At 72.8% G+C, this 26,386-nt stretch carries 22 protein-coding genes; 13 read left to right on the top strand and 9 right to left on the bottom strand.

Translation table 11 applies throughout. From position 1 onward, the window contains the following. Positions 1–65: 65 nt before the first annotated feature. Genes uvrC through whiA form a run of 4 tightly spaced genes read left to right on the top strand, consistent with a single transcriptional unit; the run spans position 66 to position 4,958 of the window. Positions 66–2,069 carry an excinuclease ABC subunit UvrC gene (gene uvrC / locus IOD16_RS25370; protein ID WP_236594375.1) on the top strand — a complete coding sequence of 668 codons (2,004 nt, stop codon included), beginning with the start codon at positions 66–68 and terminating at the stop codon, positions 2,067–2,069. Between the two features lie 26 nt (positions 2,070–2,095). Then, complete coding sequence (rapZ, locus tag IOD16_RS25365) at positions 2,096–2,953, top strand: RNase adapter RapZ (RefSeq protein WP_442978131.1); 858 nt, start codon at positions 2,096–2,098, stop codon at positions 2,951–2,953. Then, positions 2,950–3,981, top strand: a complete 1,032-nt coding sequence (locus IOD16_RS25360; protein WP_201436425.1) for a gluconeogenesis factor YvcK family protein — start codon at positions 2,950–2,952, stop codon at positions 3,979–3,981. The genes rapZ and IOD16_RS25360 overlap by 4 nt, the downstream gene beginning before the upstream one ends. Beyond that, positions 3,972–4,958 (top strand): DNA-binding protein WhiA, encoded by a 987-nt coding sequence (gene whiA / locus IOD16_RS25355; RefSeq protein ID WP_053721404.1) that lies wholly within the window; start codon positions 3,972–3,974, stop codon positions 4,956–4,958. Before IOD16_RS25360 ends, whiA begins: the two co-directional genes overlap by 10 nt. Before the next feature lie 103 nt (positions 4,959–5,061). On the opposite strand, the gene IOD16_RS25350 is transcribed toward whiA, so the two are convergent. Then, on the bottom strand, positions 5,062–7,119 hold the full coding sequence (locus IOD16_RS25350; protein ID WP_236594374.1) for an acyltransferase family protein: 2,058 nt from the start codon (positions 7,117–7,119) through the stop codon (positions 5,062–5,064). Positions 7,120–7,553: 434 nt separating this feature from the next. Here IOD16_RS25350 and gap point away from each other — a divergent pair, with 434 nt between their 5' ends. From gap to IOD16_RS25325, 5 genes are all read left to right on the top strand, one after another. Continuing rightward, positions 7,554–8,558, top strand: coding sequence for a type I glyceraldehyde-3-phosphate dehydrogenase (gene gap, locus IOD16_RS25345; RefSeq protein WP_073894620.1), 1,005 nt, complete (start codon positions 7,554–7,556; stop codon positions 8,556–8,558). A gap of 22 nt (positions 8,559–8,580) precedes the next feature. After that, on the top strand, positions 8,581–9,777 hold the full coding sequence (locus tag IOD16_RS25340) for a phosphoglycerate kinase (protein WP_201436424.1): 1,197 nt from the start codon (positions 8,581–8,583) through the stop codon (positions 9,775–9,777). Further along, on the top strand, positions 9,777–10,565 hold the full coding sequence (gene tpiA, locus IOD16_RS25335; protein WP_123748504.1) for a triose-phosphate isomerase: 789 nt from the start codon (positions 9,777–9,779) through the stop codon (positions 10,563–10,565). Before IOD16_RS25340 ends, tpiA begins: the two co-directional genes overlap by 1 nt. Before the next feature lie 90 nt (positions 10,566–10,655). After that, positions 10,656–10,889, top strand: coding sequence for a preprotein translocase subunit SecG (secG, locus tag IOD16_RS25330; protein ID WP_123746595.1), 234 nt, complete (start codon positions 10,656–10,658; stop codon positions 10,887–10,889). A 74-nt stretch (positions 10,890–10,963) separates the two neighbouring features. Beyond that, a complete protein-coding gene (locus IOD16_RS25325; RefSeq protein WP_015103628.1) occupies positions 10,964–11,308 on the top strand; it encodes an RNA polymerase-binding protein RbpA in 345 nt (114 codons plus the stop codon). Between the two features lie 95 nt (positions 11,309–11,403). Here the strand turns inward: IOD16_RS25325 and IOD16_RS40635 are convergent, their stop codons facing one another. Further along, on the bottom strand, positions 11,404–12,267 hold the full coding sequence (locus tag IOD16_RS40635) for a hypothetical protein (RefSeq protein ID WP_236594373.1): 864 nt from the start codon (positions 12,265–12,267) through the stop codon (positions 11,404–11,406). A 110-nt stretch (positions 12,268–12,377) separates the two neighbouring features. On the opposite strand from IOD16_RS40635, the gene IOD16_RS25315 reads away from it, so the two are divergent. The 4 genes from IOD16_RS25315 (at position 12,378) to IOD16_RS25300 (ending at position 16,299) form a co-directional block, all read left to right on the top strand. Continuing rightward, complete coding sequence (locus IOD16_RS25315) at positions 12,378–13,184, top strand: hypothetical protein (protein WP_201436423.1); 807 nt, start codon at positions 12,378–12,380, stop codon at positions 13,182–13,184. After that, on the top strand, positions 13,181–14,845 hold the full coding sequence (locus IOD16_RS25310) for a serine/threonine-protein kinase (RefSeq protein WP_201436422.1): 1,665 nt from the start codon (positions 13,181–13,183) through the stop codon (positions 14,843–14,845). Before IOD16_RS25315 ends, IOD16_RS25310 begins: the two co-directional genes overlap by 4 nt. Before the next feature lie 61 nt (positions 14,846–14,906). Then, positions 14,907–15,743 carry an alpha/beta fold hydrolase gene (locus tag IOD16_RS25305; protein WP_201436421.1) on the top strand — a complete coding sequence of 279 codons (837 nt, stop codon included), beginning with the start codon at positions 14,907–14,909 and terminating at the stop codon, positions 15,741–15,743. Further along, entirely contained in the window at positions 15,736–16,299 is a 564-nt protein-coding gene (locus IOD16_RS25300) for a TetR/AcrR family transcriptional regulator (protein WP_201436420.1), read from the top strand. Before IOD16_RS25305 ends, IOD16_RS25300 begins: the two co-directional genes overlap by 8 nt. Before the next feature lie 3 nt (positions 16,300–16,302). Here the strand turns inward: IOD16_RS25300 and IOD16_RS25295 are convergent, their stop codons facing one another. The 7 genes from IOD16_RS25295 to tkt all read right to left on the bottom strand — a co-directional run bounded on the left by IOD16_RS25295 (position 16,303) and on the right by tkt (position 26,178). Continuing rightward, positions 16,303–17,601, bottom strand: a complete 1,299-nt coding sequence (locus tag IOD16_RS25295; RefSeq protein WP_201436419.1) for a sensor histidine kinase — start codon at positions 17,599–17,601, stop codon at positions 16,303–16,305. Between the two features lie 221 nt (positions 17,602–17,822). Then, positions 17,823–18,593 carry a 6-phosphogluconolactonase gene (gene pgl / locus IOD16_RS25290; RefSeq protein ID WP_201436418.1) on the bottom strand — a complete coding sequence of 257 codons (771 nt, stop codon included), beginning with the start codon at positions 18,591–18,593 and terminating at the stop codon, positions 17,823–17,825. Beyond that, positions 18,590–19,774 carry a glucose-6-phosphate dehydrogenase assembly protein OpcA gene (opcA, locus tag IOD16_RS25285; RefSeq protein ID WP_201436417.1) on the bottom strand — a complete coding sequence of 395 codons (1,185 nt, stop codon included), beginning with the start codon at positions 19,772–19,774 and terminating at the stop codon, positions 18,590–18,592. Before opcA ends, pgl begins: the two co-directional genes overlap by 4 nt. Then, complete coding sequence (gene zwf, locus IOD16_RS25280; RefSeq protein ID WP_123746602.1) at positions 19,771–21,312, bottom strand: glucose-6-phosphate dehydrogenase; 1,542 nt, start codon at positions 21,310–21,312, stop codon at positions 19,771–19,773. Before zwf ends, opcA begins: the two co-directional genes overlap by 4 nt. After that, complete coding sequence (locus IOD16_RS25275; RefSeq protein WP_201436416.1) at positions 21,309–22,925, bottom strand: glucose-6-phosphate isomerase; 1,617 nt, start codon at positions 22,923–22,925, stop codon at positions 21,309–21,311. Before IOD16_RS25275 ends, zwf begins: the two co-directional genes overlap by 4 nt. Before the next feature lie 24 nt (positions 22,926–22,949). Beyond that, a complete protein-coding gene (gene tal / locus IOD16_RS25270) occupies positions 22,950–24,062 on the bottom strand; it encodes a transaldolase (protein ID WP_123746604.1) in 1,113 nt (370 codons plus the stop codon). Between the two features lie 22 nt (positions 24,063–24,084). Then, complete coding sequence (gene tkt / locus IOD16_RS25265; protein ID WP_123746605.1) at positions 24,085–26,178, bottom strand: transketolase; 2,094 nt, start codon at positions 26,176–26,178, stop codon at positions 24,085–24,087. Positions 26,179–26,386: the final 208 nt, after the last annotated feature.

Genomic DNA, 26,386 nt, shown 5'->3' with positions numbered 1-26,386 from the left:
CCGACCCGACCCGGCGCGGGGTCGGCCTCGGCGAGGCTGTCGGTGCTCCCACGTACGCTTTGCGTGTGGCCGATCCGTCGACCTATCGCCCTGCGACAGGCACCATCCCCGAAGCCCCCGGCGTCTACAAGTTCCGCGACGCCGGCGGCCGCGTGGTGTACGTCGGCAAGGCCAAGAGCCTGCGCCAACGCCTGAACTCCTACTTCGCCGACGTCGCCGGCCTGCACCCGCGCACCCGGCAGATGGTGACCACCGCCGCGAGCGTCGAGTGGACCGTCGTCGGCACCGAGGTCGAGGCACTCCAGCTGGAGTACAACTGGATCAAGGAGTTCGACCCGCGCTTCAACGTCCGCTACCGCGACGACAAGTCGTACCCGGTCCTGGCCGTGACGTTGAACGAGGAGTTCCCCCGCCTGCACGTCTACCGCGGCCCGCGCCGCAAGGGCGTGCGCTACTTCGGCCCGTACGCGCACGCCTGGGCGATCCGCGAGACGCTGGACCTGCTGCTGCGCGTCTTCCCGGCGCGCACCTGCTCGGCGGGCGTGTTCAAGCGCCACGGCCAGATCGGTCGCCCCTGCCTGCTCGGCTACATCGACAAGTGCTCCGCGCCGTGCGTGGGCCGGGTCAGCCCGGACGAGCACCGCGACATCGTCGAGGACTTCTGCGACTTCCTGGCCGGCCGGACGGACTCGATGGTGCGCCGCCTCGAACGCGAGATGACCGCCGCCGCCGAGGAGCTGGAGTTCGAGAAGGCCGCCCGCCTGCGCGACGACCAGGCCGCCCTCAAGCGGGCTCTGGAGAAGCAGGCCGTCGTCCTCGGCGACGGCACGGACGCCGACGTGGTCGCGTTCGCGCAGGACGACCTGGAGGTGTCGGTCCAGGTCTTCCACGTGCGCGGCGGCCGGGTGCGCGGCCAGCGCGGCTGGGTGGTCGACAAGGTCGACGAGACCGGCGTGACCGGCCTGGTGGACCAGTTCGTCACCCAGTTCTACGGCGAGCAGGTCGAGTCGGCGCGGGCCAGCGGCGTGGAGTCGGCGCCGGTGCCGCGCGAGGTGCTGGTGCCGGAGCTGCCCGACGACGCCGAGGCCGTCGAGAAGTGGCTGTCGGACCTGCGCGGCAGCAGGGTCGCGCTGCGGGTGCCGCAGCGGGGCGACAAGCGGGCGCTGATGGAGACCGTGGAGCGCAACGCCAAGGAGGCGTTCCAGCAGCACAAGCTGCGCCGCGCGGGCGACCTGACGGCCCGCTCGGCGGCGCTGCAGGAGCTCCAGGAGGCGCTGGGCCTGGACACGGCCCCGCTGCGCATCGAGTGCACCGACATCAGCCACGTGCAGGGCACGGACGTGGTCGCGTCGCTGGTGGTCTTCGAGGACGGCCTGGCGCGCAAGTCCGAGTACCGCCGGTTCGCCGTGCGGGAGGGCGCCGAGCAGGGCGACGTCGGCTCGATCGCCGAGGTGGTGCGCCGTCGGTTCCAGGCCTACCTGCGCGACAACAAGGACACCGGCGGCGCCACGCCCGGCATCGACCCGGAGACCGGCAAGCCGCGCAGGTTCGCGTACGCGCCGAACCTGCTGGTGGTGGACGGCGGCGCGCCCCAGGCGCAGGTAGCCTCCGACGTCTTGGCGGAGCTGGGCATCACCGACGTCGCCGTGGTCGGCCTGGCGAAGCGGCTGGAGGAGGTGTGGGTGCCCGGCGAACCGGACCCGGTGATCCTGCCCCGCACCAGCGAGGCCCTGTACCTGCTGCAACGGGTGCGCGACGAGGCGCACCGGTTCGCGATCGCCTACCACCGGCAGAAGCGGTCCAAGCGGATGACCACCTCGGCGCTGGACGACGTCCCGGGCCTGGGCCAGACGCGCAAGGCCGCGTTGTTGAAGCACTTCGGCTCGCTGAAGAAGTTGCGCGAGGCGAGCGTCGACGAGATCAGCGGTGTGCCCGGAGTGGGCCGGCGCACCGCGGAGGCCGTGCGCTCGACGTTGGGCGCGGCGGGCACCGAAGTGCCGTCGACGGAGTCGAAGATCGGACCACCGGCGGCCGAGCCGGTGGTCGAACACCGACAGGAGCACAAGTGAGCGCACCGGCCGGCGAGAAGTCCGGCATCGAAGTCGCGGTGGTGACGGGCCTGTCGGGGGCGGGCCGCAGCACGGCCGCGAAGTGCCTGGAGGACCTGGGCTGGTTCGTGGTGGACAACCTGCCGCCCGAGCTGATCGCGACCATGGTGGAGCTCGGCGCGCAGGCCAGGGGCGCGATCACCAGGGTCGCGGTGGTGATGGACGTGCGCAGCCGCGCGTTCACCGAGGACCTGGCGGCGGTCATCAAGGACCTGGACGCGCGCGGCTACAAGCCGAAGGTGCTGTTCCTGGAGGCCACCGACGACGTGCTGATCCGCCGGTTCGAGTCGGTGCGGCGCGGCCACCCGCTGCAGGCGGACGGCCGGCTGGCCGACGGCATCGAGGCCGAGCGGGTCCTCCTGACGCCGCTGCGGGAGGAGGCCGACCTGGTGCTGGACACCTCGGCGCTGTCGGTGCACCAGCTGCGGGCCAAGATCGAGGACACCTTCGGCAGCGAGTCGGCGACCCGCACCCGCGTCACGGTGCTGTCCTTCGGCTACAAGTACGGCCTGCCGATGGACGCCGACCTGGTGATGGACGTGCGGTTCCTGCCGAACCCGTTCTGGATCCCGGAGCTGCGCGAGCAGACCGGCCTGGACGGCGACGTGCGCAACTACGTGCTCACGCAGGAGGGCGCGGAGGAGTTCCTGGACCGCTACCACGAGCTGCTGCGGCTGATCGGCGCCGGCTACCGGCGCGAGGGCAAGCGGTACCTGACCCTGGCGGTCGGCTGCACCGGCGGCAAGCACCGCAGCGTGGCCATCTCCGAGGAGCTCGCGGGCCGGTTGGCCAGCGAGGACGGCATGGCCGTCAAGGTCGTGCACCGGGACCTGGGACGCGAGTGAGCTTCAGAGCGGTCGCGCTGGGCGGTGGGCACGGGCTGCACGCCACGCTCACCGCCCTGCGCCGGGTGACCGACGACCTGACGGCCGTGGTGACGGTCGCGGACGACGGCGGCTCCTCGGGGCGGCTGCGCCGCGAGCTGGGCCTGCTGCCGCCCGGCGACCTGCGCAAGGCGATGGTGGCGCTGGCGGGCGCCGACGAGTCGAGCGCGTTGTGGTCGACGCTGTTCCAGCACCGCTTCGGCGGCACCGGCGCGCTCGCCGGCCACGCCGTCGGCAACCTGGTGCTGGCGGGCCTGTTCGAGCAGCTCGGCGACCCGGTGGCGGTGCTGCGGGAAGCGGGCCGGCTGCTCGGCGTGCGCGGTCGCGTGCTGCCGATGTGCACCGAGCCGCTGTCGATCGAGGCCGACGTGACCGGGCTGGACGACGACGCCGACGTGGTGCGCCGCATCCGGGGCCAGGTCGCGGTCGCCACCACGCCGGGGCGCGTGCAGCGGATCCGGCTCAACGGGCCGGGCGGCCCCGGCGAGGCGCCGCGCGGCTGCCCGGAGGCGGTGGAGGCGGTGCTCGCCGCGGACGTCGTGGTGCTCGGGCCCGGCTCGTGGTTCACCAGCGTGCTGCCGCACCTGCTCGTGCCCGAGCTGCACGACGCCCTGGTGCGCACGTCGGCGCGGAAGGTGGTCGTGCTCAACCTCGTCCCCCAACCGGGGGAAACCGACGGCTTCTCGCCGGAGCTGCACCTGGACGTCCTGTGCGCGCACGCGCCCGCCCTGCGGGTGGACGCGGTGATCGCGGACGTCGACGCGGTGCCCGTTCCGGACCGGCTGCGCAGGGCCGCCGCAGCTCTCGGCGCTGCGGCGCACCTCGCGCCCATCGCCGTGGCCGGCGCGCCCGACCGGCACGACCCGACCGCGCTGGCGTCGAGCATCACCCGGGCGTTGGCCGGCCCTGGTGACGAGACCGGCGGGGCGTCGAGTACAACCCTCCAGGAAGACCGGACGAGCAGGGGAGGCGAGGCGCCGTGGCGATGACGTCGGCGGTGAAGGACGAGCTGAGCAGGCTGGCCGTCTCGAAGACCTGCTGTCGCCGCGCGGAGGTCGCCTCGTTGCTGCGGTTCGCGGGCGGGCTGCACATCGTGGGCGGCCGGGTGGTCGTCGAGGCGGAGCTGGACCTGGGCTCGACGGCGCGTCGGCTGCGCCGCGAGATCCACGAGCTGTACGGGCACCAGTCGGACGTGTTCACCATCACGTCCAGCGGGCTGCGCAAGGGCACCCGGTTCGTGGTGCGCGTGGTGAAGGACGGCGAGGGGCTGGCCAGGCAGACGGGTCTGCTGGACCCGCGCGGGCGCCCGGTGCGCGGCCTGCCCGCGCCGGTGGTGTCGGGCGGGGTGTGCGACGCGGAGGCGGCGTGGCGGGGCGCGTTCCTGGCGCACGGCTCGCTGACCGAGCCGGGCCGCTCGTCGTCGATGGAGGTGACCTGCCCGGGGCCGGAGGCGGCGTTGGCGCTGGTCGGCGCGGCGCGGCGGATGGGCATCGGCTCGAAGTCGCGCGAGGTCCGCGGCGCGGAGCGCGTGGTGATAAGGGATGGCGACGCGATCGGCGCGATGCTGACCAGGCTCGGCGCGCACGACAGCGTGCTGGCCTGGGAGGAGCGCCGGATGCGCCGCGAGGTGCGCGCGACGGCGAACCGCCTGGCGAACTTCGACGACGCCAACCTGCGCCGCTCGGCCCGTGCCGCCGTGGCCGCCGCCGCCCGCGTGCAGCGCGCGCTGGAGATCCTGGGCGCCGAAGCGCCGGACCACCTGGCCGCCGCGGGCGCGCTGCGCCTGGCCCACCGCCAGGCGTCCCTGGAAGAGCTGGGCCAGCTGTCCGACCCGCAGATGACCAAGGACGCGGTCGCGGGCCGCATCCGCCGCCTGCTGGCGATGGCGGACAAGCGGGCCAAGGAGCTGGGCATGCCCGACACCGAGTCCGCCGTGACCGCCGACATGCTCGACGCCGAGGTCTGACCCGGGAAGCCCGCGCGTGTCCTACGTCCGGAACAGGCGTGTCCCACGTCCAGGACACCCGAGTTGAACGCTCACGACGTGCCGCGCCCGCCCGCGGCACGTCCTAGCCCAACCCCAGGGCGGCGACCAGCGGGTCGGCCAGGGACCGCACGTAGGTGTCGGTGAGGTGGTTGTCGCGGTAGACGACCACGTTGCCCACCACGGCCGGGCAGGTGTCGGCGCGGCAGATCCAGTCGGTCAGGTCGACCACCCGCACGCCCGGCAGACCGGTCGCGGCGTCGGCCAGCGGGTCGGACGGCGAGCCGACGGCCCGCTCCCGGGGCGTGTCGCAGTCGGCCGGATCGTCGGGGCGGCGTTCCAGGCACGGCGCGACCGGGCGTTCCGGCCGGGGCAGCTCGCGGATCACGGCGACCGGGATGGCGGCGTCGGACAGCGCGGAGAGCACGGTCCGGTACCCGTCGACCATGTCGGCGGTCGACTCCCACGTCCACTTGAGGTCCTTGAGGTAGGACTCCGGCGACATGGCGGCCGTGACCACGAGGTCGGGCGCGAGGTCGCGGATGTGGTCGAGCTTCTTCAGGTTCTCCTCGGAGCAGACGGTCAGCGGCGTGCCCGCCTCCGTCGGCGGCGCGGTCGAGAACGGGCAGCCGTTGCGCGCCAGCAGGTGCACCTGCCACTGGTCGCCGCCGCCGCGCCGGGCGAACGCGGCCAGCGCGGTGCTGAACTGCGCGGCGTGCGAGTCGCCGACCACGACCAGCGTCCTGGGCGCCTCCGGCTTGCCGAACACGCACGACTTGAACCCGTCGGGCAGGTCGCGCGTCACGCAGTCGTCGTGCGGCCAGTCCTCCCCGGCCACGGCGGGCGCGGGCGCGAGCGGGACGCCGGTCGGCGCGGACAGCGGCCGGCCCGGGTCCAGCGCCAGCGCGCCGGGGTGGTCGGCGTCGATCACCGACCGGCCGCGCAACGCGGCCAACGCCGACTCGGCCGACGCCCACCCGCCCGACGCGACCGCCACGGTCACCGCGACCATCACCGCGCCGAGCCCGTACGTCACGCGCCTGCGGGCGGGCCGCCGCCGCCGGAACGGGTCCTCGACGAAGTGCTTCGACACCGCCGCCAGCACGAGGCTCACGCCGGCGGCGAGCGCCTCGTACCCGGCGAGCGACTCGCGCCCGGTCAGCTCCAGCACGAACACGATCACCGGCCAGTGCCACAGGTAGAGGCTGTAGGAGATGTCGCCGACGTAGGTCAGCGGGCGCAGGCCGAGCACGCGGGCGAGCGAGTCCTCCCGGGCGACGAGCATCGCGACCGCCCCGAACGTCGGCAGCGCCGCGACCCAGCCGGGGAACGCCAGGTCGGTGGAGAACCAGAACGCGCTCGCCAGCACCGCCGCCAGACCGCCCCAGCCGAGCAGGGCGCGCGCCACCCGGCCCGGCCGCAGCCGGTGCAGCGCCATCGCGGCGAGGCCGCCGATCCCGAGCTCCCACATCCGCGTGGGCGTGACGAAGTACGCCGCGCCCGGGTCCACCGGCGTGTACCAGGCGGAGAACGCGAACGACGCGACCGTGACCACGCCGACCGCGACCGCCGCGTACCGCACCGGCCCACCGCCCAGCCGTGCCGCGAGGACCGCCGCGGCCAGCAGCACCAGCGGGATGACCAGGTAGAACTGCTCCTCGACGGCCAGCGACCAGAAGTGCTGCACCGGTGACGCGCCGGCGGTGGCGTGCCCGTAGTCGTTCGACAGCACGGCCAGCAGCCAGTTCTGCGCGTTGACCGCGGAGAACAGCACCTCGCGCAGCACGGTCGGCCACCGCGACTCGGGCAGCACCGCGAACACCGCCGCGGTGACGGCCAGCAGCACGGCGGTGGCGGCGGGCAGGAGCCTGCGGATCCGCCGCGCGTAGAAGTCGAGCAGCCCGACCCGGCCGGTGCGCCGGACCTCGCCGGTGAGCGTGCCGATGATCAGGAAGCCCGAGAGCACGAAGAAGACGTCGACGCCCACGAAACCGCCGGGCAGCCACTCGGGGCGCAGGTGGTAGCAGATCACCAGGGCGACGGCCAACGCGCGCAGGCCCTGGATGTCGGCGCGGACCGCGGGGCGTTCGGCGGCACGCGCGGCCGCGACGGGTGGTTCACCGGTCACCAGCGCCACAGCCACCGCCTCGCCTCGAATCGAAAGCGGCGCAGCTTAACCCGATCGTGTATCAGTCCGTCCTCGCCCCGGGCGTGTCCTGCGGTCGGGACGACCGTGTCCCGCGTCCAGGGCACCCGTGGCGAACGCCCACGACGGCCACCCTCCGTCACGCGACCGCGCGCCCTGCGGGCGAGCACTGAGCGTCATACCCTGGGGGACGGCGGGCCCGGCGCCGGGGCACGACCCGGCCGCACCCCGGGGTCACCGCGCCCCGGCCACCGAGTTACCCAGAAGTAACAAGCCGGTCGAGCTGGATTTTCTTGTTCGATAAAGAGATCCTGGTGGTCCACGTGACCAGGGACGCAGGCCGGAGGCTAGGCTGGCTCTCGGCTGCCTGGTCAGCCCATGACTGCACGCCCCTGGCGGACAACGCCAGTCGAGTACCGAGGAGACTCACCGTGACGGTTCGCGTAGGTGTCAATGGTTTCGGCCGCATCGGTCGCAACTTCTGGCGCGCCGTTCAGGCCAGCGGGCACGACATCGAGATCGTCGCCTTCAACGACCTCGGTGACGTCAACACCATGGCCCACCTGCTCAAGTACGACTCCATCCTCGGCCGCCTCGACGGTGAGGTGACCGTGACCGACGAGGGTATCGCGGTCGACGGCAAGGTCATCAAGGCGCTGGCCGAGCGCGACCCCGGCAAGCTGCCCTGGAAGGACCTCGGCGTCGACGTCGTCGTCGAGTCGACCGGCTTCTTCACCGACGCCTCGGCCGCCCGCAAGCACGTGGACGAGGGTGGCGCGAAGAAGGTCATCATCTCCGCGCCGGCCAAGGGTGAGGACCTCACCGTGGTGCTGGGCGCGAACGACGACCAGTACGACGGTTCGCAGACCGTCATCTCGAACGCCTCGTGCACCACCAACTGCCTGGCCCCGCTGGCCAAGGTGCTGCACGACAGCTTCACCATCGAGCGTGGCCTCATGACCACGATCCACGCCTACACGCAGGACCAGAACCTGCAGGACGCGCCGCACAAGGACCTGCGCCGCGCCCGCGCCGCCGCGCTCAACATCGTGCCCACCAGCACCGGCGCCGCGAAGGCGATCGGCCTGGTCCTGCCGGAGCTGAAGGGCAAGCTCGACGGCTACGCCCTGCGCGTGCCCGTGCCCACCGGCTCGGCCACCGACCTGACCGTCACCGTCGGCCGCGAGGTCACCGTGGACGAGGTCAACGCCGCCTACAAGGCCGCCGCCGACGGTCCGCTCAAGGGCTACCTGCGCTACAACACCGACCCGATCGTGTCGGCCGACATCGTCACCGACCCGGCGTCGTGCATCTACGACGCGCCGCTGACCAAGGTCATCGGCAACCAGGTCAAGGTCGTCGGCTGGTACGACAACGAGTGGGGCTACTCCAACCGCCTCGCCGACCTGGTCAACCTCGTCGCCAGCAAGCTCTGAGCACAGAGGCGGATCACTCGCTGTGAAGACTCTCGACGATCTGCTCAGCGAGGGTGTCTCGGGTCGGCGCGTCCTGGTGCGCGCCGACCTGAACGTCCCCCTCGACGGCGACCGGATCACCGACGACGGCCGCGTCCGCGCGTCGGTGCCGACCATCAAGGCGCTCGTGGACGCGGGCGCCCGCGTCCTGGTCGCCGCGCACCTCGGCCGCCCCAAGGGCGAGCCCGACCCCAGGTTCTCCCTCGCGCCCGTCGCCGAGCGGCTCGGCGAGCTGCTCGGCCAGGACGTCGCGATCGGCGCCGAGGCCGCCGGCGACGGCACCGTCGTGCTGCTGGAGAACATCCGCTTCGACGCCCGCGAGACCAGCAAGGACGACGCCGAGCGCGCCGCCCTCGCCGACGAGCTGGCCGCCAAGGCCGACGCCTTCGTCTCCGACGGCTTCGGCGTCGTGCACCGCAAGCAGGCGTCGGTCTACGACGTGGCCCGGAAGCTCCCGCACTACGCGGGCGGCCTCGTGCTGGCCGAGGTCGAGGTGCTGCGCAAGCTCACCGACGACCTCCAGCGCCCGTACGTCGTCGTGCTCGGCGGCGCGAAGGTGTCCGACAAGCTCGGCGTCATCAAGAACCTGCTCACCAAGGTCGACCGGCTCCTCGTCGGCGGCGGCATGGCCTACACCTTCCTCAAGGCCCAGGGCCACGAGGTCGGCGGCTCGCTGCTCCAGGCCGACCAGCTCGACCAGGTCCGCGGCTTCCTCGCCGAGGCCGAGGAGCGCGGCGTCGAGCTGGTGCTCCCGGTCGACGTGCTGGCCGCCGTCGACTTCGCGCCCGACGCGCAGTTCGAGGTCGTCGCCACCGACGCCATCCCCGCCGACCGGCAGGGCCTGGACATCGGCCCGAAGACCCGCGAGCTGTTCGCGGCGAAGCTCGCCGACGCGCAGACCGTGTTCTGGAACGGCCCGATGGGCGTGTTCGAGTTCGAGGCCTTCTCCGGCGGCACCCGCGCGGTGGCCGAGGCGCTGGTCAAGAGCGACGCGTTCACCGTGGTCGGCGGCGGCGACTCGGCCGCGGCCGTGCGCGCCCTCGGCCTGCCCGAAGACGGGTTCTCGCACATCTCCACCGGCGGTGGGGCGTCCCTGGAGTACCTGGAGGGCAAGGAACTGCCCGGCGTGTCTGTGTTGGACGAAGACCTGCTTGCAGGGTCGAGCGGGGGAACCGAGTGATGGCCCAGCGTCAGCCCCTCATCGCGGGCAACTGGAAGATGAACCTCAACCACCTCGAGGCCATCGCCCTGGTGCAGAAGATCGCCTTCTCGCTCCCGGAGAAGTACTTCGCCAAGGTCGAGGTCGCGGTGCTGCCCCCATTCGTCGACATCCGGTCGATCCAGACCCTCGTCGACGGCGACAAGCTGCTGCTCAAGTACGGCGCGCAGGACCTGTCGCCGCACGACTCGGGCGCCTACACCGGCGACGTGTCCGGCCCGATGCTGGCCAAGCTCGGCTGCTCCTTCGTCACCGTGGGCCACTCCGAGCGTCGCGAGTACCACCACGAGGACGACGCGGTGGTCAACAAGAAGGTCAAGGCGGCGCTCAAGCACGGCGTCACCCCGATCTTCTGCCTCGGCGAGCAGCTGGACGTCCGCGAGTCCGGCGGCCACGTCGCGCACTGCACCGACCAGCTCGTCGCGGGGCTGAAGGGCCTCACCGCCGAGCAGGTGCGCGACGTCGTCATCGCCTACGAGCCGGTGTGGGCGATCGGCACCGGCAAGGTCGCCTCGTCGGCGGACGCGCAGGAGGTGTGCTCCGCCATTCGGGTCAAGCTCGCCGAGCTCCACGGCGAGGACGTCGCTTCGGCCGTTCGAGTGCTTTACGGCGGCTCAGTCAAGTCGGGCAACATCGCCGAGTTGATCTCCCAGAAGGACGTCGACGGCGCTCTTGTCGGTGGTGCGAGCCTGGATGCGGACGAGTTCGCCAAGCTGTGCGCACTCGCGGCGGGCGGCCCTCTACCCTGATGTGACTGACACACTCTTCACCCGCGGTGGTCCACGGTCGGCAGTCGACCGGGTACTCTGTGGCGTCACCTGCCTGACAGCGAGGAAGAAATGATCCTGTTCCTTCAGATCCTGTTGCTCGTCTCCAGCGTGCTGCTGATCCTGCTCGTGCTGCTGCACCGCGGGCGTGGCGGCGGTCTGTCCTCGTTGTTCGGCGGCGGCATGCAGTCGAGCCTGTCCGGTTCCAGCGTGGTCGAGAAGAACCTCGACCGGCTGACGTTGTTCGTCGGCTCGGTCTGGGTCATCGCCATCGTGGGCATCGGACTGCTGTTGAAGGTCAACTGACACAGGTCGGCGGGCGCCGACGGCGTCGGCCGACGCGGACACAGGGAATCCACGTGGTGGGGGTGTGAGGGTCGATGGCTGGTGGTAACGCGATTCGCGGTACCCGCGTCGGCGCAGGCCCGATGGGCGAATCGGAGCGCGGCGAGTCCGCGCCCCGACGTCGGGTGTCGTACTGGTGCGCGAACGCGCACGAGTCTCGGCCGTCGTTCGCGGTCGAAGCCGAGATCCCGGAGAACTGGGACTGCCCCCGGTGCGGTCTGCCGGCCGGGCGCGACGAGCAGGCACCCCCTGCTCCGCCGCGCAACGAGCCGTACAAGACGCACCTGGCGTACGTGAAGGAGCGGCGCTCCGACGCGGACGGTGAGGCGATCCTCGAAGAGGCGCTCACCAAGCTGCGCAAGCAGCGCGAAGAGCCCTAGACAGGCTCGGGCGAGAACGGCACGACGGCCCCGGTGGGACTTCCCGCCGGGGCCGTCGTCGTCTCCGTTCCCGCCCGCTCTCCGTCCCTGCCCGGTCAGCTCCGCCTGGTGAACAGGCCGGAGAACTGGCGGCGGACCATGATCGCGCCCACCAGTAGGAAGAACACCAGGATCACCAGGGTGGACGTCGTGCCACCGGTCGAGCTGGTCAACGCCACGTCCACGCTGCCCACCAGCACCACCCCGCAGTCGGCGCGGATCACGTGGCGGCCCGGCTGGATCGTGGTGAACTCGACCCGGGTGCTGAACGTGCCCGAGTCGTCCGCCTTCGCCGCGCCGACGGCCTCGCCCAGCGAGCTGAGCCGCACCGGCGACCCCGGCTCGCACCCCGTGCCGGTGGCGGTCAACGGGTCACCCGGCTGGATGTTGTCCTTGTCCAGGGTCAACGCGCCGTCACCGTCGAACGGGACCGTGCCGACGGTCGAGGTCGACGCGGAACTGCCCGTCGTGGTCGTCGTCGTGGTCGTGGTGGTGGTCGTCGTGGTCGGCCGGGTGGTGGTGGTCGTCGGGCGCGTGGTGCTCGTCGTGGTCACCGGGGGAGCGGTCGTGGTCGTGACCGGCGGCGGGGTGGTGGTCGTGGTCGGCCTCGCCGTCACCGTGAAGTTGTCCGTCGGGGACGACGTCGCCGCGCACTGCGGACGTGCCGTGACCCGGTGCACGCCGACACCCGCGTCCGGCGGCACGGTCGCCGAACCGGACCCCGCGCCGCGACCCGCGTGCCTGCCGCTGCCGATCACCCGCCCGCCGTCCCACAGCAGCTGCACGGTGTAGTTCGAGCAGTCCGGGTCGAGGTACACGCCGGTCCAGCTCACCGTGAACGTGCTGCCCGCCGGGCCGGAGTCCGGGCTCGCGGTCGCGACGCCCTGCTGCTGCGCCGATACCGGTGCCGCTACAAGCACCGTAACGGCATATGCCGAGGCACCGAGTAAAGCTAGTGTTCCTGCCGATCGCATGCCGACTCCCGGACCAGTCCGCTACCCCCCGATGAGGTGCCCTTGTGAGACGCATTATGAGCAGCGTCGGTTTACTGCTCCTGTGCGGGATCTTCTTCGGCGTCGCCCCGGCGCACGCCGCCGGGGACGCGGTCACCATCGACGCCACGGTGGACGGCGCCCCGGTCGGTGAGGACGAGCTGCTGCTCGACCCGTCGCGCTCCTCCCTCATCTCCGTGACCGTCCACAACGGAACGGACACGGTCCGGCACGTCAAGACGATCCGGCTGTCCGGCACGGCGCTGGCGCTGACGTTCTTCTCCTACGACACGACCGTGCCGTTCGACGTGCCCGCCCGGGAGAGCGTCACGCGCGGGTTCGTGCTCGACCTCGGGCAGCTCGGCGCCCAGGCCACCGGGTTGCTGCCGACCGAGCTGGAGGTGCTCGACACCAACCGCGACGTGGTGGCGTCGATCGGCATGACCGGTGACGTGCGCGGGTCGATGTGGTCGGTCTACGGCGTGTTCGGGCTCGCGGTGTTCGGGTTGACCCTGCTGGCGTGGGCGGGCGCGCTGTTCGCGCTGGCGCGCCGGCGGCTGCCCGCGAACCGGTGGCAGCGGGCGATGCGGTTCCTGCCCGCCGGCGTCGGCACCGGGCTCGTGGCGGTGATCTCGCTGTCCGTGCTGCGGGTCATGGCGCCGTCGCCGGCGGCGGAGATCCCGTTCGTGCTGGGCGCGGCCGCGGTCGCGTTCGCCCTGGGTTACCTGACACCTCACCCGGACGTGGACGACCTGCGCCCGGTCGGTCCGGGGGGCCCGGCCGGTCCGGTCGACCCCGAGGCCACGCAGCGCATCACGCGGCCGTTGCCGGGCGGTGTGGCGTGACGGTGTCGGCGAACGTCGTCGCGGCGCTGCCGCAGTACGAGCTCGGCGCGGAGGTCGGGCGCGGCGGGATGGGGGTCGTGTACGCGGCCGTGCACCGGCCGTTGGGGCGGGCGGTGGCGGTGAAGCGGCTGCCCGGGGTGCTCGCCTCGGACGAGCGGATGAGCGCGCGGTTCGCGCACGAGGCGCGGCTGCTGGCGCGGCTCGACCACCCGCACATCGTGCCCGTCTACGACTACGTCCAGGACCGCGGCGAGCACCTGCTGGTGATGGAGAAGCTCGACGGTGGCACGGTGTGGTCGAGGTTCACCGGTTCGGGTGTCACGCCCGCGTCGTCGTGCGCCATCGGTCTGGCGATGCTGTCGGGGCTGCACGCGGCGCACGGGGCCGGGGTGCTGCACCTGGACGTGAAGCCGAAGAACCTGCTGTTCACCTCCGGCGGGGTGCTCAAGGTCGCCGATTTCGGGATCTCGCAGGTGGTGAGCGAGGGCGCGACGCTCGTGACGCACGGCGGGCAGGTGCTCGGCACGCCCGCGTACCTGTCCCCGGAGCAGGCCCTGGGCAACCCGCTGAGCCCGGCGGCCGACGTCTACGGCGCGGCGACGGTGCTGTACGAGCTGCTGAGCGGCAGGCTGCCGTTCGACAGCGGTGGCGGGGCGTTGGCGATGATCCAGCGCCACGTCCACCAGCAGCCCCGTCCCCTGACCGAGGTGCCGAGCCCGCTCGCCCAGGTGATCATGCGGGGTCTCGAACGCGACCCCCGGGCGCGGTACCGCAACGCGGAGACGTTCGCGGTGGACCTGGCGGGCGCGGCGGCCGAGCTCTTCGGCCGGGACTGGCTGCTGCGCCTCGGCGCGCCGGTCCACCTGAGCCCCCACGTGGCCGCCGCCGGCAACCGCTCCGCGCCGGGCCCCTCCGGGCCGCGGGAGAGCCTCGACCTCCCCGTTCGGGCGACGCTCGTGGACACCCCGGCGACACCGCCCGTGCGGCTGGGCGCGCAGACCCTCGTGCCGGCGGCGCAGGTGCTGGCCGCCCCGGGACCCGCCCGGTGGTTCGCCCTGGCCGCGGGCCTCGCCGCCGCCGTGATGATCGCCCTCCCCTTCGCCGCGCCGACCCGCGACCTGCCGATCCTCGACGCCGACCTGAGCAAGCCGGTCGCCGTCGGCCAGGGCGACCCCGCGACCGCGCGCCTCGCCGTGACGGCCGCCGGGATCACCCTGGCCGACGTGCCCGCATCCCCTCCCGCCGACGCCGCCGCGTCGCCGCTGACGTTCGAGCTGCCCGGCGCGAGCCGGTGGATCGTGGGCGGCGCCGCGGTGGCCACCGTGACGGCCGACGGCCGGTCCACCGCCTACCTCCTCCGGCCGACGACGCACCCGATGGTCAGCATCATGGGCGCGGGGAGCGCGGTGTTGCTGCTGTTCGCGCTCGCGTACCTGGAGTCGGTCGTGCGGTCCCTGCGGCGGCGTCAGGCGGGGACCGGCGCGGTGGTCGTGGCGGGGCCGTTGGGCTTCGCGCTCGGCGTGGCCGGGTGGCTGCTGCCGTCGGTGCTGCTGCGGCACCCGCCCGACCTGTGGCCGGCGCTGGTGTGCGGCGGGCTGGGCGCTGCGGCGGCGGTGTGCACGGCCGTGGCCACCCGGCGCGGGGCGCGCGGCGTCGGTTGACAGACTCGGCTAATGCCATTAGCTTTTGAGTTACAGACATTAGCCGACCGTGGGAGTGGACATGACCGAGTTCCTGGAGCTCGACGGCGGACGGCTCGCCTACGACGTGACCGGCGAGGGGCCGCTGATCGTGCTGGCCCACGGCATGGGCGACAACCGCGGCGCCTACCGCGAAGTGGCCGCCCGGCTCGCCGGCGCCGGGTACCGCGTCGCCACCGTGGACCAGCGCGGCCACGGCGAGTCCAGCACCGGCTGGCCGTCCTACACCCGCACCGACTCGGCGGCCGACCTGCTGGCCGTGGTCCGGCACCTGGGTGGCCCGGCCGTGCTCGTCGGCCACTCGTTCGCCGGTGGCTCCGTCGCCATCGCCGCCGCCCGGGAGCCCGGGTCGGTCACCGCGATCGTGCAGATCAGCCCGTTCACCCGGGCGCAGCGGGTCGACTTCGGCGGTCTCCTCTCGAACCCCCGCTACCGCAAGGGGATGCTGCTGCTCATGGGCGCGGGGATGTTCCGCAGCGTCGGGCTGTGGAAGCGCTACCTCCACCACGCCTACCCCGGCGCCAAGCCCGCGGGCTTCGCCGGGCACCTCGCCGCGCTCGACGCGGACCTGCGCAGGTCCGGTCGGATGGCGGTGGTGGGGAAGATGGGCATGTCCGCGCCGACCGACGCGGGCGCCGTGCTCGGCGACCTCCGGTGCCCCGCGCTGGTCGTCGAAGGTTCACTCGACCCCGACTGGGTCGACGCCCGCGCGGAGGGCGAGGGCGTCGTGGCCGCCATGCCGCCGGGGCTGGGCCGCGTCGAGGTCGTCGAGGGGGCGGGCCACTACCCGCACGCGCAGTTCCCGGCCGAGGTGGCCGCGGCGGTCCTGGCCTTCCTCGGGGCGGGCGCCCGTGGCTAGGGCGGCGCTGTCCGCGACCGCGGTGGTCGACGTCGCGCTGCGCCTGGTCGACGAGGAGGGTCCCGCCGCGCTGACCCTGGCGGCGGTGGCCTCCCGGGCGGGTGTGGCCACGCCGTCGCTGTACAAGCACGTCCGCAGCCTGGCCGAGCTGCGCGCCCTGCTGTCGGTGCGGATCACGGAGGAGCTGGCCGACCGGATCGGCGGGGCGGTGCTCGGTCGATCCGCCGACGAGGCGATCCGCGCGCTCATGACGGCTTGGCGGGGTTACGCGGTGGGTCACCCGCACCGCTACTCCGTGATCATCCAGGCGCCCGAGCCGATGGTGGCGCGGGCGGGGGAGAGGTTGGTCGGCATCGTGCTGGCCACCCTCCGCGGGTACGGCTTGGAGGACTCCGCGGCGATCCACGCGGTCCGGTGCCTGCGCGCGGCCATGCACGGCTTCGCGTTGCTGGAAGCGGAGAACGCGTTCCAGCTCCCCGAGACGCTGGACGAGTCCTACGACCTGTTGATCCACATGGTGGTCGCCGGGGTGCGGACACCTCCGCGCCGCGCCTGAGACTCAGGTTTCCAGCGTCCTGAACAGGGGGAACGTCACTTTCACGGCGAAGCCGCCGTTGTCGGTGGGTCCGGCTTCCAGCTCACCGTCCAACAGCGCCGCGCGTTCCCGCAGCCCCATCAGACCGTGGCCACCGCTGGGCAGCGCCGCCCCGTCCACCGACCCCGCGGCGCCCTCCGGGGCCTCGTTGCGGACCTCCACCCGCAGCTGGTCGGCATCGGCGATCACCGACACGGCGGTGGCCGCCCCGCACGCGTGCTTCCGCACGTTCGTCAACGCCTCCTGCACCGTCCGGTAAGCCGCGCCCGACACCGGGGCGGGCAGGTCGGCCACAGGGCCCCGCACGGTCAACGTCGCGGTGATGCCGGCGGCTCCGACCAGCTGCGACAGGTCCTCGACCCGGGGCTGCGGGGAGTCGTCGCCGCTGGTCGTCCGCAGCACGCTCACCAGCTGCCGCAGCTCGTCCAGCGTCCTCGTGCTCAACATCCGGATCGTCCCGGCGACCTGCCTCGCGTCCGGGTCGGCCGCGGTCATCCGCAGCGCGCCCGCCTGCATCGCGATCAGGCTCACCTGGTGCGACACGACGTCGTGCATCTCCCGGGCCAACCGGGCCCGCTCGTCCGCCCGCACGGCGTGCGCGTGCAGCATCCGCTCCCGTTCCCGGCTCGCCGCCAGTTCGGAGATCCGCGCCGACAACTCCTCCCGGGCGTGCGCCAGCAACCCGATCGCGATCGGCATCCCCGCCACGATGCACCCGTAGATGGCGTTGTGGACGTGGGTCTTCCAGTCGAGCGCCACGAACTCGTCCAGCGGCCACACGAAGAACCGGCTCAGCCACACCAGGGCCGCGCCGATGTAGGTCTGCGCGGACAGCAACTGCTGCCGCGCCAACGTGCCCAGCGCGATCATCGCCGCCAACTGCGCCCACCCGGCCAGGAAACCGGGCACGGTGATCAGCACCACCAGGAACGGGAACCGCCGGCGCAACGCCACGGCCGCCACCGCCACGACCGACAGCACGTAGTTGTACGGCTCGGCCTCGGGCACGACCCGCAGCCACACGTCCAGCGCCGCGATGCCGACGGCCGCCGCGTCGAACGCGAGCTGCCGGTGCCTGCCGAGCACCCGGCCCAGGAACCGCCCGACCACCCGGTGGAAGGCAGCACGCCGCACCCGCTCGGTCGCGACGCCGTTGTCCCGACCGCTCGGCAGCCTTTCGACAGCGTTGCCGGCCAGGGTCCGACCTCCTGTGTCAGCTGTCCGCCGGTCCTCACCGTACTGCGCTGTCATCACGCTTGGCATGACCCGCCTTTCCGCCCCCGACCCGCTCGGACGACCCGCTCACCCTTCGAGATGCTGTGATTACCCGAACGGGACGCCGGGCGCCGCACAAAATTGCGAGCGCGAACGTCCGGTGAGCGGACAACGTGCGGGGGAACGGCCGGTGAGTGCTCCACATCACCCCGGGAACGCCGCTGCCGCCGTGCCCGGGGCGGGCGACGGCGGCAGCGGGACGGCGGGGGTCAGGCCGACGGCGGGGTGTGGGTGTCCGGCACCTTCGCGGCGGCGGCCGAGTCGAGCAGCCACAGCGTCCGGTGCAGGCCGCGCGCGCCGGCGGCGGGCAGCCGCGACTCGTCCTCGCCGGCCACGCCCGAGGCCACGGCGGCGGCCTTCGCCGCACCGGTCGTCATCAGCCACACCTCCCGCGCCGCGCGGATGGCGGGCAGGGTGAGGCTCACCCGGGTCGGCGGCGGCTTGGGGCAGTCGCGCACCGCGACGACCGGGCGCTCCCGCTCCGCCACCGCCGGCGACTCCGGGAAGATCGAGGCCACGTGCCCCTCCTCGCCCACGCCGAGCAGGCACACGTCGAACGGCGGCACGGCGCCGTCGCCCTCGGCGGCGGCGAGCACGGCGGCGTACGCCTCGGCGGCGGCCTCCGGGTCGTCGCCGAACCGCCCGTCCGACGGCTCCATGACGTGCACCCGCGACGCCGGCACCGGCACGTGGTCCAGCAACGCCTCCCGCGCCTGCGTCTCGTTGCGCTCGGGGTGCCCGGCGGGCAGGAACCGCTCGTCGCCCCAGTACAGGTCGACCCGGGTCCAGTCCACCGCGTCGCGGGCGGGGGTGGCGCGCAGGTGCTCCAGCACCGCGATGCCGGTCCGCCCGCCGGTCAGCACCAGCGACGCCGACCCGCGCGCGGCCTGCGCGTCCACCAGCGCGGTGACCAGGCGGGCGGCCGTGGCGGCGGCCAGCAGGTCGCCGTCGCGGTGCACCACCAGCTCGGGCCGGCTCACGAGCCGGCCTTCGCCTTCGCCGCCTTGGGCGCGCCCTTCGCGCCGGCTTTGGAGCCGGACTTCGGCGCGGCGGTCTTCGCCGACGCCTTCGCGGGCTTGCCGTCCGTGTCCGCCTTCGCACCTGCCTTGCCGTCCATCGGGCTGTCACCGACCTGGGTGACGAGCCCGCCGTCCGACTTCGCCTTGACAGCACCGGACGCGCTCCCGGACGCCGCGCGTGCGGGCTTGCGCGTCGAGGTGGCGGCGGCCTTCGGCGTGGTCCGGCCGCGCACGACCTTGCCCAGCGACCGCAGCGCCGCCTCGTACACCTCGTCCGGGTCGAGCCGGCGCAGCTCCTCGGCCAGGCAGTCGCGCACCTGGCGGCGCTGCAACGCGACCCGCCGCTCCGGCTGGCCGGGCTGGGTCAGCGCGCCGACCTTGCCGTCGGGGCGCGACAGCTCCACCACCCCGGACCGGCGCTCCAGCCGCACGTCGACGATGCCCTCGCCGCGGCTGGCCCGCGCGCGCTTCACCGGCACCCGCAGGCACCCGGCGAGCCACGCGGCCAGCAGGTCGGTCGACGGCGAGTCGGCCTCGCCGCTCACCTCGGCCTCGGTGACCTTCTCGTACGGCGGCAGGTCGAACGCCGACGCGAGCATCGCCCGCCACAGCGTCAGCCGCGTCCACGCCAGGTCCGTGTCACCCGGCGTGTAGCCGACCTTGCGCTGCTCCAACGCCCGGATCGGGTTCTTCTCCGCCGCGGCGTCGGTGATCCGGCGCTGCGCGAGCTGCCCGATGGGGTCCTCGGCGGGCACGGCGGGCGCCTCGTTCGGCCACCACGCCACCACCGGGGTGTCCGGCAGCAGCAGCGGCACGACGCACGAGGCGCCCTCGTTGGCCAGCTCGCCGTACAGGCGCAGCACGATGACCTCGGACGCGCCCGCGTCGCCGCCGACGCGGATCTGCGCGTCGAGCCGGGGCGCGGCCTTGCGCGCGCCGCGCGCCACCACGATCACCCGGCAGGGGTGCTCGCGGCTGGCGTCGTTGGCCGCGTCGATGGCGTCCTCGGTCTTGGTGCCGTCGTCGGTCACGATGACCAGCGTCAGCACCCGGCCGAGGGTGACCGCGCCGCCTTCCTCGCGCAGCCGCACGAGCTTGCTGTTGACCTGCGACGTGGTCGTCGAGGGCAGGTCGATGATCACGGACGCCTCCAGTGCCTGCCGGTGCGGGCCAGCATCTCGTCCGCCGACGCCGGCCCCCAGGTGCCTGCCTTGTACTTCTCCGGCGCGCCGGTGGCGCTCCAGTGCTCGATCACGGGGTCCAGGATCTCCCAGGACAGCTCGACCTCGTCGTTCTTCGGGAACAGCGACGGCTCGCCGAGCAGCACGTCCAGCAGCAGCCGCTCGTAGGCCTCGGGGGAGGACTCGGTGAACGCGTGGCCGTAGCCGAAGTCCATCGTGACGTCGCGGACCTCCATCGAGTTGCCCGGCACCTTGGACCCGAACCGGATGGTCACGCCCTCGTCCGGCTGCACCCGCACCACCAGGGCGTTCTGCCCCAGCTCCTCGGTGGCGGTGTCGTCGAACGGCAGGTGCGGCGCGCGCTTGAACACCACGGCCACCTCGGTGACGCGGCGACCCAGGCGCTTGCCGGTGCGCAGGTAGAACGGCACGCCCGCCCAGCGGCGGGTGTTCACCTCGCAGGTGATGGCCGCGTAGGTCTCGGTGACCGAGTCCTTCGCGAACCCGCCCTCCTCCAGCAGCCCGAGCACCTTCTGCCCGCCCTGCCAGCCGCCGGTGTACTGGCCGCGGGCGGTGGTCTCGTCGAACGGCCCGATCGAGCGCGTCGCCGAGAGCACCTTGACCTTCTCCGCGCGCAGGTCGCTCGGCCGGAACGACACCGGCTCCTCCATCGCGGTCAGCGCGAGGAGCTGCAGCAGGTGGTTCTGGATGACGTCGCGGGCCGCGCCGATGCCGTCGTAGTAGCCCGCGCGACCGCCCAGGCCGATGTCCTCGGCCATGGTGATCTGCACGTGGTCGACGTAGTTGGCGTTCCAGATGGGCTCGTAGAGCTGGTTGGCGAAGCGCAGCGCCAGGATGTTCTGCACCGTCTCCTTGCCGAGGTAGTGGTCGATGCGGAACACCGACTCCTCGGGGAAGACGTCGTTGACGGTCTTGTTCAGCTGCTTCGCGCTGGCCAGGTCGTGGCCGAACGGCTTCTCGATGACCACCCGGCGCCACTGGCCCGGGTTGTCGTTCGGCGGCGTGGCCAGGCCCGCGCGCTTGAGCTGGTTGACCACCGTGGTGAACGCGCTGGGCGGCACCGACAGGTAGAACGCGTGGTTGCCGCCGGTGCCGCGGTCGCGGTCCAGGTCGGAGAGCGTCGCGGCGAGCGAGTCGAACGCGGCGTCGTCGTCGAAGGTGCCCTGCACGAACCGGATGCCCTCGGCGAGCTGGTCCCAGACCTCCTGCCGGAACGGCGTGCGCGCGTGCTCCTTGACGGCGTCGTGCACGACCGCCATGAAGTCCTGGTCGGCCCAGTCGCGGCGGGCGAAGCCGACGAGCGCGAAGCCCGGCGGCAGCAGGCCGCGGTTGGCCAGGTCGTAGATGGCGGGCATGAGCTTCTTGCGCGACAGGTCGCCCGTCACGCCGAAGATGACCAGGCCGGAGGGCCCGGCGATGCGCGGGAGCCGCTTGTCCCGCGGGTCGCGCAGGGGGTTGCGCTTGGTCGGCGTCGTCACGAACCGTCCTCCTGGATCGCCTCGACGAGCTGCGCGAGCCCGGCGACGCGGTCGGTCAGGTGCAGCCGCAGCACCGGACGCCCGCGCTCGGCGAGCACCTGGCCGTCGCCCAGCGCCTGGGCCAGCTGCAACGTGCTGAGGTCGTAGGGCCTGCCGGGCACGTCCAACCGCGTCTCGGACGCGCCGGTCAGCTGGAGGAACACGCCGTTCTGGTGACCGCCCTTGTGGTACTGGCCGGTCGAGTGCAGGAACCGCGGCCCCCACCCGAAGGTGGTCTGCAGGTGTGAACGCTGCGCCAACTCCGGGCGGACGAGGGCGAACGAGGCGTCGTCGATCCGGTCGAGGTAGGCCTGCACGGACAGGTAGCCGTGCCCCGGCGCGGCGGCGACGAGCGCCCGCAGCGCCTCGGCGACCGTCTTCACGTCCGCCGGCAGCCAGCCCTCGCTGGGGTACGCCTCGATCGGTCCGTCCACGAAGGCCGGTTCGACGGGCGACGCGGCGGGCGCGTCCAGCAGGGACCGGGACGCCTTCTTCGCCGCCTCGACGTCGGGCTGGTCGAACGGGTTGATCTCCAGCACCCGGCTCACCAGCGCCGTCGCGTACTCCCAGACCAGGAACTGCGCGCCGAGCGTGCCCTCGACCGCGATGCTCGACGAGCCGGTGGCCGGCCCGATCGCGACGGTCGTGGCGTCCGTGCGGGCGTCCACGAACCCGGGCGCGCCCGGACCCTCGACCACCACGGGCAGCAGGCCGGTGCCGTTCTTGCCGGTCGACTCGGCGATCAGCTGCTCGGCCCAGTCGCCGAACCCGGCGATGCCCGAGCCGGTGTCGGCGAGCACGACCTTCTCCGCGCCGTGCGCGTGCGCCACCGCGAACGTCGCCGCCAGCACCACCGCCGGGTTGTCCGGCGAGTCGGCCGACACCAGCGGCGCGGCCGACGCCGCCTCGTCCAGCAGCGCGCCGACGTCCGCGCCCGCCAGGCCCGACGGGACCAGGCCGAACGCGGTCAGCGCCGAGTACCGGCCGCCGACGTGCGGGTCGGCCAGGAACACCTTGCGGTAGCCCGCTTCCCGCGACGCCGCCTCCAGCGGCGAGCCCGGGTCGGTCACCACGACGATCCGCGACGCCGCGTCGACGCCCTCGGCGGCGAACGCCGCCTCGAAGATCCGCCGGTGGCTGTCGGTCTCGACGGTGCCGCCCGACTTGGACGACACCACCACGACCGTGCGCCGCAGGTCGCCCGCCAGCGCCTCGGCCACCTGGCCGGGGTCGGTGGTGTCCAGCACCACCAGCGGGACGCCCGCCGTGCCCGTGATCACCTCGGGCGCGAGCGACGAGCCGCCCATGCCGGCGAGGACCACGCGGTCCACGCCTTCGGCGAGCAGCTCGTCGCGCAGCGCGGTGATCTCCGCGACCAGCGGGCGGGACGTCTCGTGCAGCGTCGTCCACGCCAGGCGGATCGACGCCTCCGGCTCCGCGTCGGCGCCCCACAGGGTGGCGTCCCCCGCGGTGAGCCTGCTCGGCGCCGAGTCGCGGACCAGGTCGCCGACGACGATGTCGACCTGGTCCTGGTTCGGCGTGCGGACGATCTCCACGGAGATCACCTCGGTCATGTCAGTCCTGTCCGTTCTCGGCTCTCAGCCCTTGGCCTGGTTCAGCTGTCCGGTCACCGTGTCGAGCAGTTCGGCCCACGACTTCTCGAACTTGTCGACGCCCTCGGTCTCCAGCGCGACGAACACGTCGTCCAGGTCGATGCCGACCTCGACCAGCCCGTCGAAGACCTCCTGCGCCCGCGCCGCGCGGCCGGTGACCGCGTCGCCTTCGATCTTGCCGTGATCGGCGACGGCGTGCAGCGTCTTCTCCGGCATCGTGTTGACTGTGTCGGCTACGACGAGCTGGTCGACGTACCGGGTGTCGGAGTACTGCGGGTCCTTCACGCCGGTGGACGCCCACAGTGGACGCTGCGCGCGGGCGCCCGCGGCGGCCAGCGCCTCCCAGCGCTCACCCCGGAACGTCTCCTCGTAGGCCGCGTAGGCCAGCACCGCGTTCGCGATGGCGGCCTCGCCGCGCAGCGCGGCGGCGGCCGGGGTGCCCAGCGCGTCGAGCCGCTTGTCGATCTCGCTGTCCACCCGCGACACGAAGAACGACGCCACGGAGTGCAGGCCGTGCAGGTCGTGCCCGTTGGCCCTGGCCTGCTCCAGGCCGGTGATGAACGCCTCCATCACGTGCCGGTAGCGCTCGACGGAGAAGATCAGCGTCACGTTCACGCTGATGCCCTCGGCGAGCACCCGGGTGATCGCGGGCAGGCCCTCGACCGTGGCCGGGATCTTCACCAGCAGGTTCGGCCGGTCCACGGCCTTGGCCAGGTCGAGCGCCTCGGCGACGGTGGCCTCGGTGTTGGTGGCCAGCCGGGGGTCGACCTCGATCGACACGCGGCCGTCGACGCCGTCGGTGGCGGTGTAGATGTCGCGGAACAGGTCGCACGCGTTGCGCACGTCCGTGGTGGTGATCTCGCGGACCGCGGCGTCGGTGTCGGCTCCGCGCGCGGCCAGCTCCCGGACCTGCGCGTCGTAGGCCGAGCCCTTGGACAGGGCGGTGGCGAAGATCGTCGGGTTGGTGGTCACGCCCACCACGTGCTGCTCGGCGATCAGGCCGGACAGGTTGCCGGAGTCCAGCCGCTCGCGGGACAGGTCGTCCAGCCAGATCGACACGCCCGCGTCGCTGAGCGCGGCCAGCGGATTGGTGCTCATCTCGTCAACTCCCTGAAGTCTCTTACTTGGTCCGGGCCAGCGAGCGGCGGGCCGCCGCGACGACGTTCTCCGTCGTGAACCCGAACTCGCGGAACAGCGTCTGGTAGTCCGCCGAAGCGCCGAAGTGCTCGATGGACACGATCTCGCCCGCGTCGCCCGCGAACCGGTGCCACGGCTGGGCGATGCCCGCCTCGACCACCACGCGCGCCTTCACCGACGACGGCAGCACCTGCTCCTGGTAGCCCTTGTCCTGCGCGTCGAACCACTCGACGCTGGGCATGGACACCACCCGGGCGGCGACGCCCTCGGCTTCGAGGACCCGGCGCGCCTCCACCGCGATCTGGAGCTCCGAGCCGGTCGCGATGAGGATCAGCTCCGGGTCCTCGTCGCCCTCCAGCACGTAGCCGCCGCGCGCGACGCCCTCGGTGGCCTTCTCCTTGGTGCCTTCGAGCACCGGCAGGTTCTGCCTGGTCAGGGCGATGCCCTTGGGGCCCTCGGCGTTCTCGACGATGGCGCGCCACGCGGCGGCGGTCTCGTTCGCGTCACCCGGTCGCAGGACGGTCAGGCCGGGGATGGCGCGCAGCGCGGCCAGGTGCTCGATCGGCTGGTGCGTGGGGCCGTCCTCGCCGAGGCCGATGGAGTCGTGCGTCCACACGTAGACGACCGGGGACTTCATCAGCGCGGCCAGCCGGACCGCCGGGCGCATGTAGTCGCTGAACACCAGGAACGTGCCGCCGTACGGGCGGGTGGGGCCGTGCAGCGCGATGCCGTTGAGGATCGAGCCCATGGCGTGCTCGCGGACGCCGAAGTGCAGCGTGCGGCCGTACGGGCTGGTCTTCCACATCTTGGTGGAGATCGACTCCGGGCCGAACGACTCGACGCCCTTCATCGTGGTGTTGTTCGACTCGGCCAGGTCGGCCGAGCCGCCCCACAGCTCGGGCAGCACGTCCTTGAGCGAGTTCAGCACCTCGCCGGACGCCTTGCGGGTGGCCACGCCCTTCGGGTCCGGGTCCCACGACGGCAGCGCGTCGGCCCAGCCCTCGGGCAGCTCGTTGTTCACCAGGCGGTCCAGCAGCGCCTTGCGCTCCGGGTTCGCCTGCGCCCACGCGTCGAACGACTTCTGCCACTCGGACTTGGCCGCCTCGCCGCGCTTGATGACCGAGCGGGTGTGCTCGAGCACCTCGTCGGAGACCTCGAAGGTCTGCTCCGGGTCGAAGCCCAGGATGCGCTTGACCTCGGCGACCTCGTCGCCGCCCAGGGCGGAGCCGTGCGCGGCGCCGGTGTTCTGCTTGGTCGGCGCCGGGTAGCCGATGATCGTGCGCAGCAGGATGAACGAGGGCCGTTCGGTCTCGGCCTTCGCGTTCCGCAGCGCCTCGAGGATGCCGGCCACGTTCTCGCCGCCCTCGACGACCTGCACGTGCCAGCCGTAGGCCTCGTAGCGCTTCGCGGTGTCCTCGGACAGCGCGATCGTGGTGTCGTCCTCGATGGAGATCTTGTTGTCGTCGTAGACGACGGTCAGGTTGCCCAGCTTCTGGGTGCCCGCCAGGGACGACGCCTCGCTCGTCACGCCCTCCTCGATGTCGCCGTCGGAGGCGATCACGAAGATGTCGTGGTCGAACGGGCTCTGCCCGGTCGGCGCGTCCGGGTCGAACAGGCCGCGCTCGCGGCGCGCGCCCATCGCCATGCCGACGGCGGAGGCCAGGCCCTGGCCCAGCGGGCCGGTGGTGATCTCCACGCCGTTGGTGTGCCGGTGCTCGGGGTGGCCGGGGGTCTTGGAGCCCCACGTGCGCAGCGCCTTGAGGTCGTCCAGCTCCAGGCCGTAGCCGTTGAGGAACAGCTGGACGTACAGCGTGAGGCTCGAGTGGCCGGCGCTGAGCACGAACCGGTCGCGGCCGATCCAGTCCGCGTCGGCCGGGTCGTGCCGCATCACGCGCTGGAACAGCGTGTACGCCAGCGGCGCGAGGCTCATGGCGGTGCCGGGGTGGCCGTTGCCGACCTTCTGCACGGCGTCGGCGGCCAGGACGCGCGCGGTGTCCACCGCGCGCTTGTCGAGGTCGGTCCAATCTTCGGGCAGGTGGGCTTCGGTCAACCGGGCGATGTCATCGGTGACGGACACTGACTTCCAGCTCCAAACTCACTAGGCGGCGGTTGTGACGGCCGGCGTGAACTTAATCGATCCCGTCAGGCCCGATCCGCGGCTACCAAGGTCCGCCGGCCAGCCTAGTCCGACTAGCGGACACGCGTGGCACTCACGCTCTGTGGGTGTACGCACAGGGGTCGTTGGTGCGTTCAGGGAGTACCCGAACGGGCTGCTGGGACACCAC

This window comes from Saccharothrix sp. 6-C (genome assembly GCF_016695385.1).
Classification (GTDB): Bacteria; Actinomycetota; Actinomycetes; order Mycobacteriales; family Pseudonocardiaceae; genus Actinosynnema; species Actinosynnema texasense.
Note: the sequence above shows the minus strand (reverse complement) of the source record. Positions and strands in the feature narration are given on the sequence as shown.

Bases quoted from the DNA above. Each gene is read 5' to 3' on its own strand.
- tpiA (WP_123748504.1), top strand. From the start codon at position 9,777: ATGGCCCAGCGTCAGCCCCTCATCGCGGGCAACTGGAAGATGAACCTC.
- secG (WP_123746595.1), top strand. From the start codon at position 10,656: ATGATCCTGTTCCTTCAGATCCTGTTGCTCGTCTCCAGCGTGCTGCTG.
- IOD16_RS25325 (WP_015103628.1), top strand. From the start codon at position 10,964: ATGGCTGGTGGTAACGCGATTCGCGGTACCCGCGTCGGCGCAGGCCCG.
- IOD16_RS25315 (WP_201436423.1), top strand. From the start codon at position 12,378: ATGAGCAGCGTCGGTTTACTGCTCCTGTGCGGGATCTTCTTCGGCGTC.
- IOD16_RS25305 (WP_201436421.1), top strand. From the start codon at position 14,907: ATGACCGAGTTCCTGGAGCTCGACGGCGGACGGCTCGCCTACGACGTG.
- IOD16_RS25295 (WP_201436419.1), bottom strand. From the start codon at position 17,601: ATGCCAAGCGTGATGACAGCGCAGTACGGTGAGGACCGGCGGACAGCT.
- IOD16_RS25275 (WP_201436416.1), bottom strand. From the start codon at position 22,925: ATGACCGAGGTGATCTCCGTGGAGATCGTCCGCACGCCGAACCAGGAC.
- tal (WP_123746604.1), bottom strand. From the start codon at position 24,062: ATGAGCACCAATCCGCTGGCCGCGCTCAGCGACGCGGGCGTGTCGATC.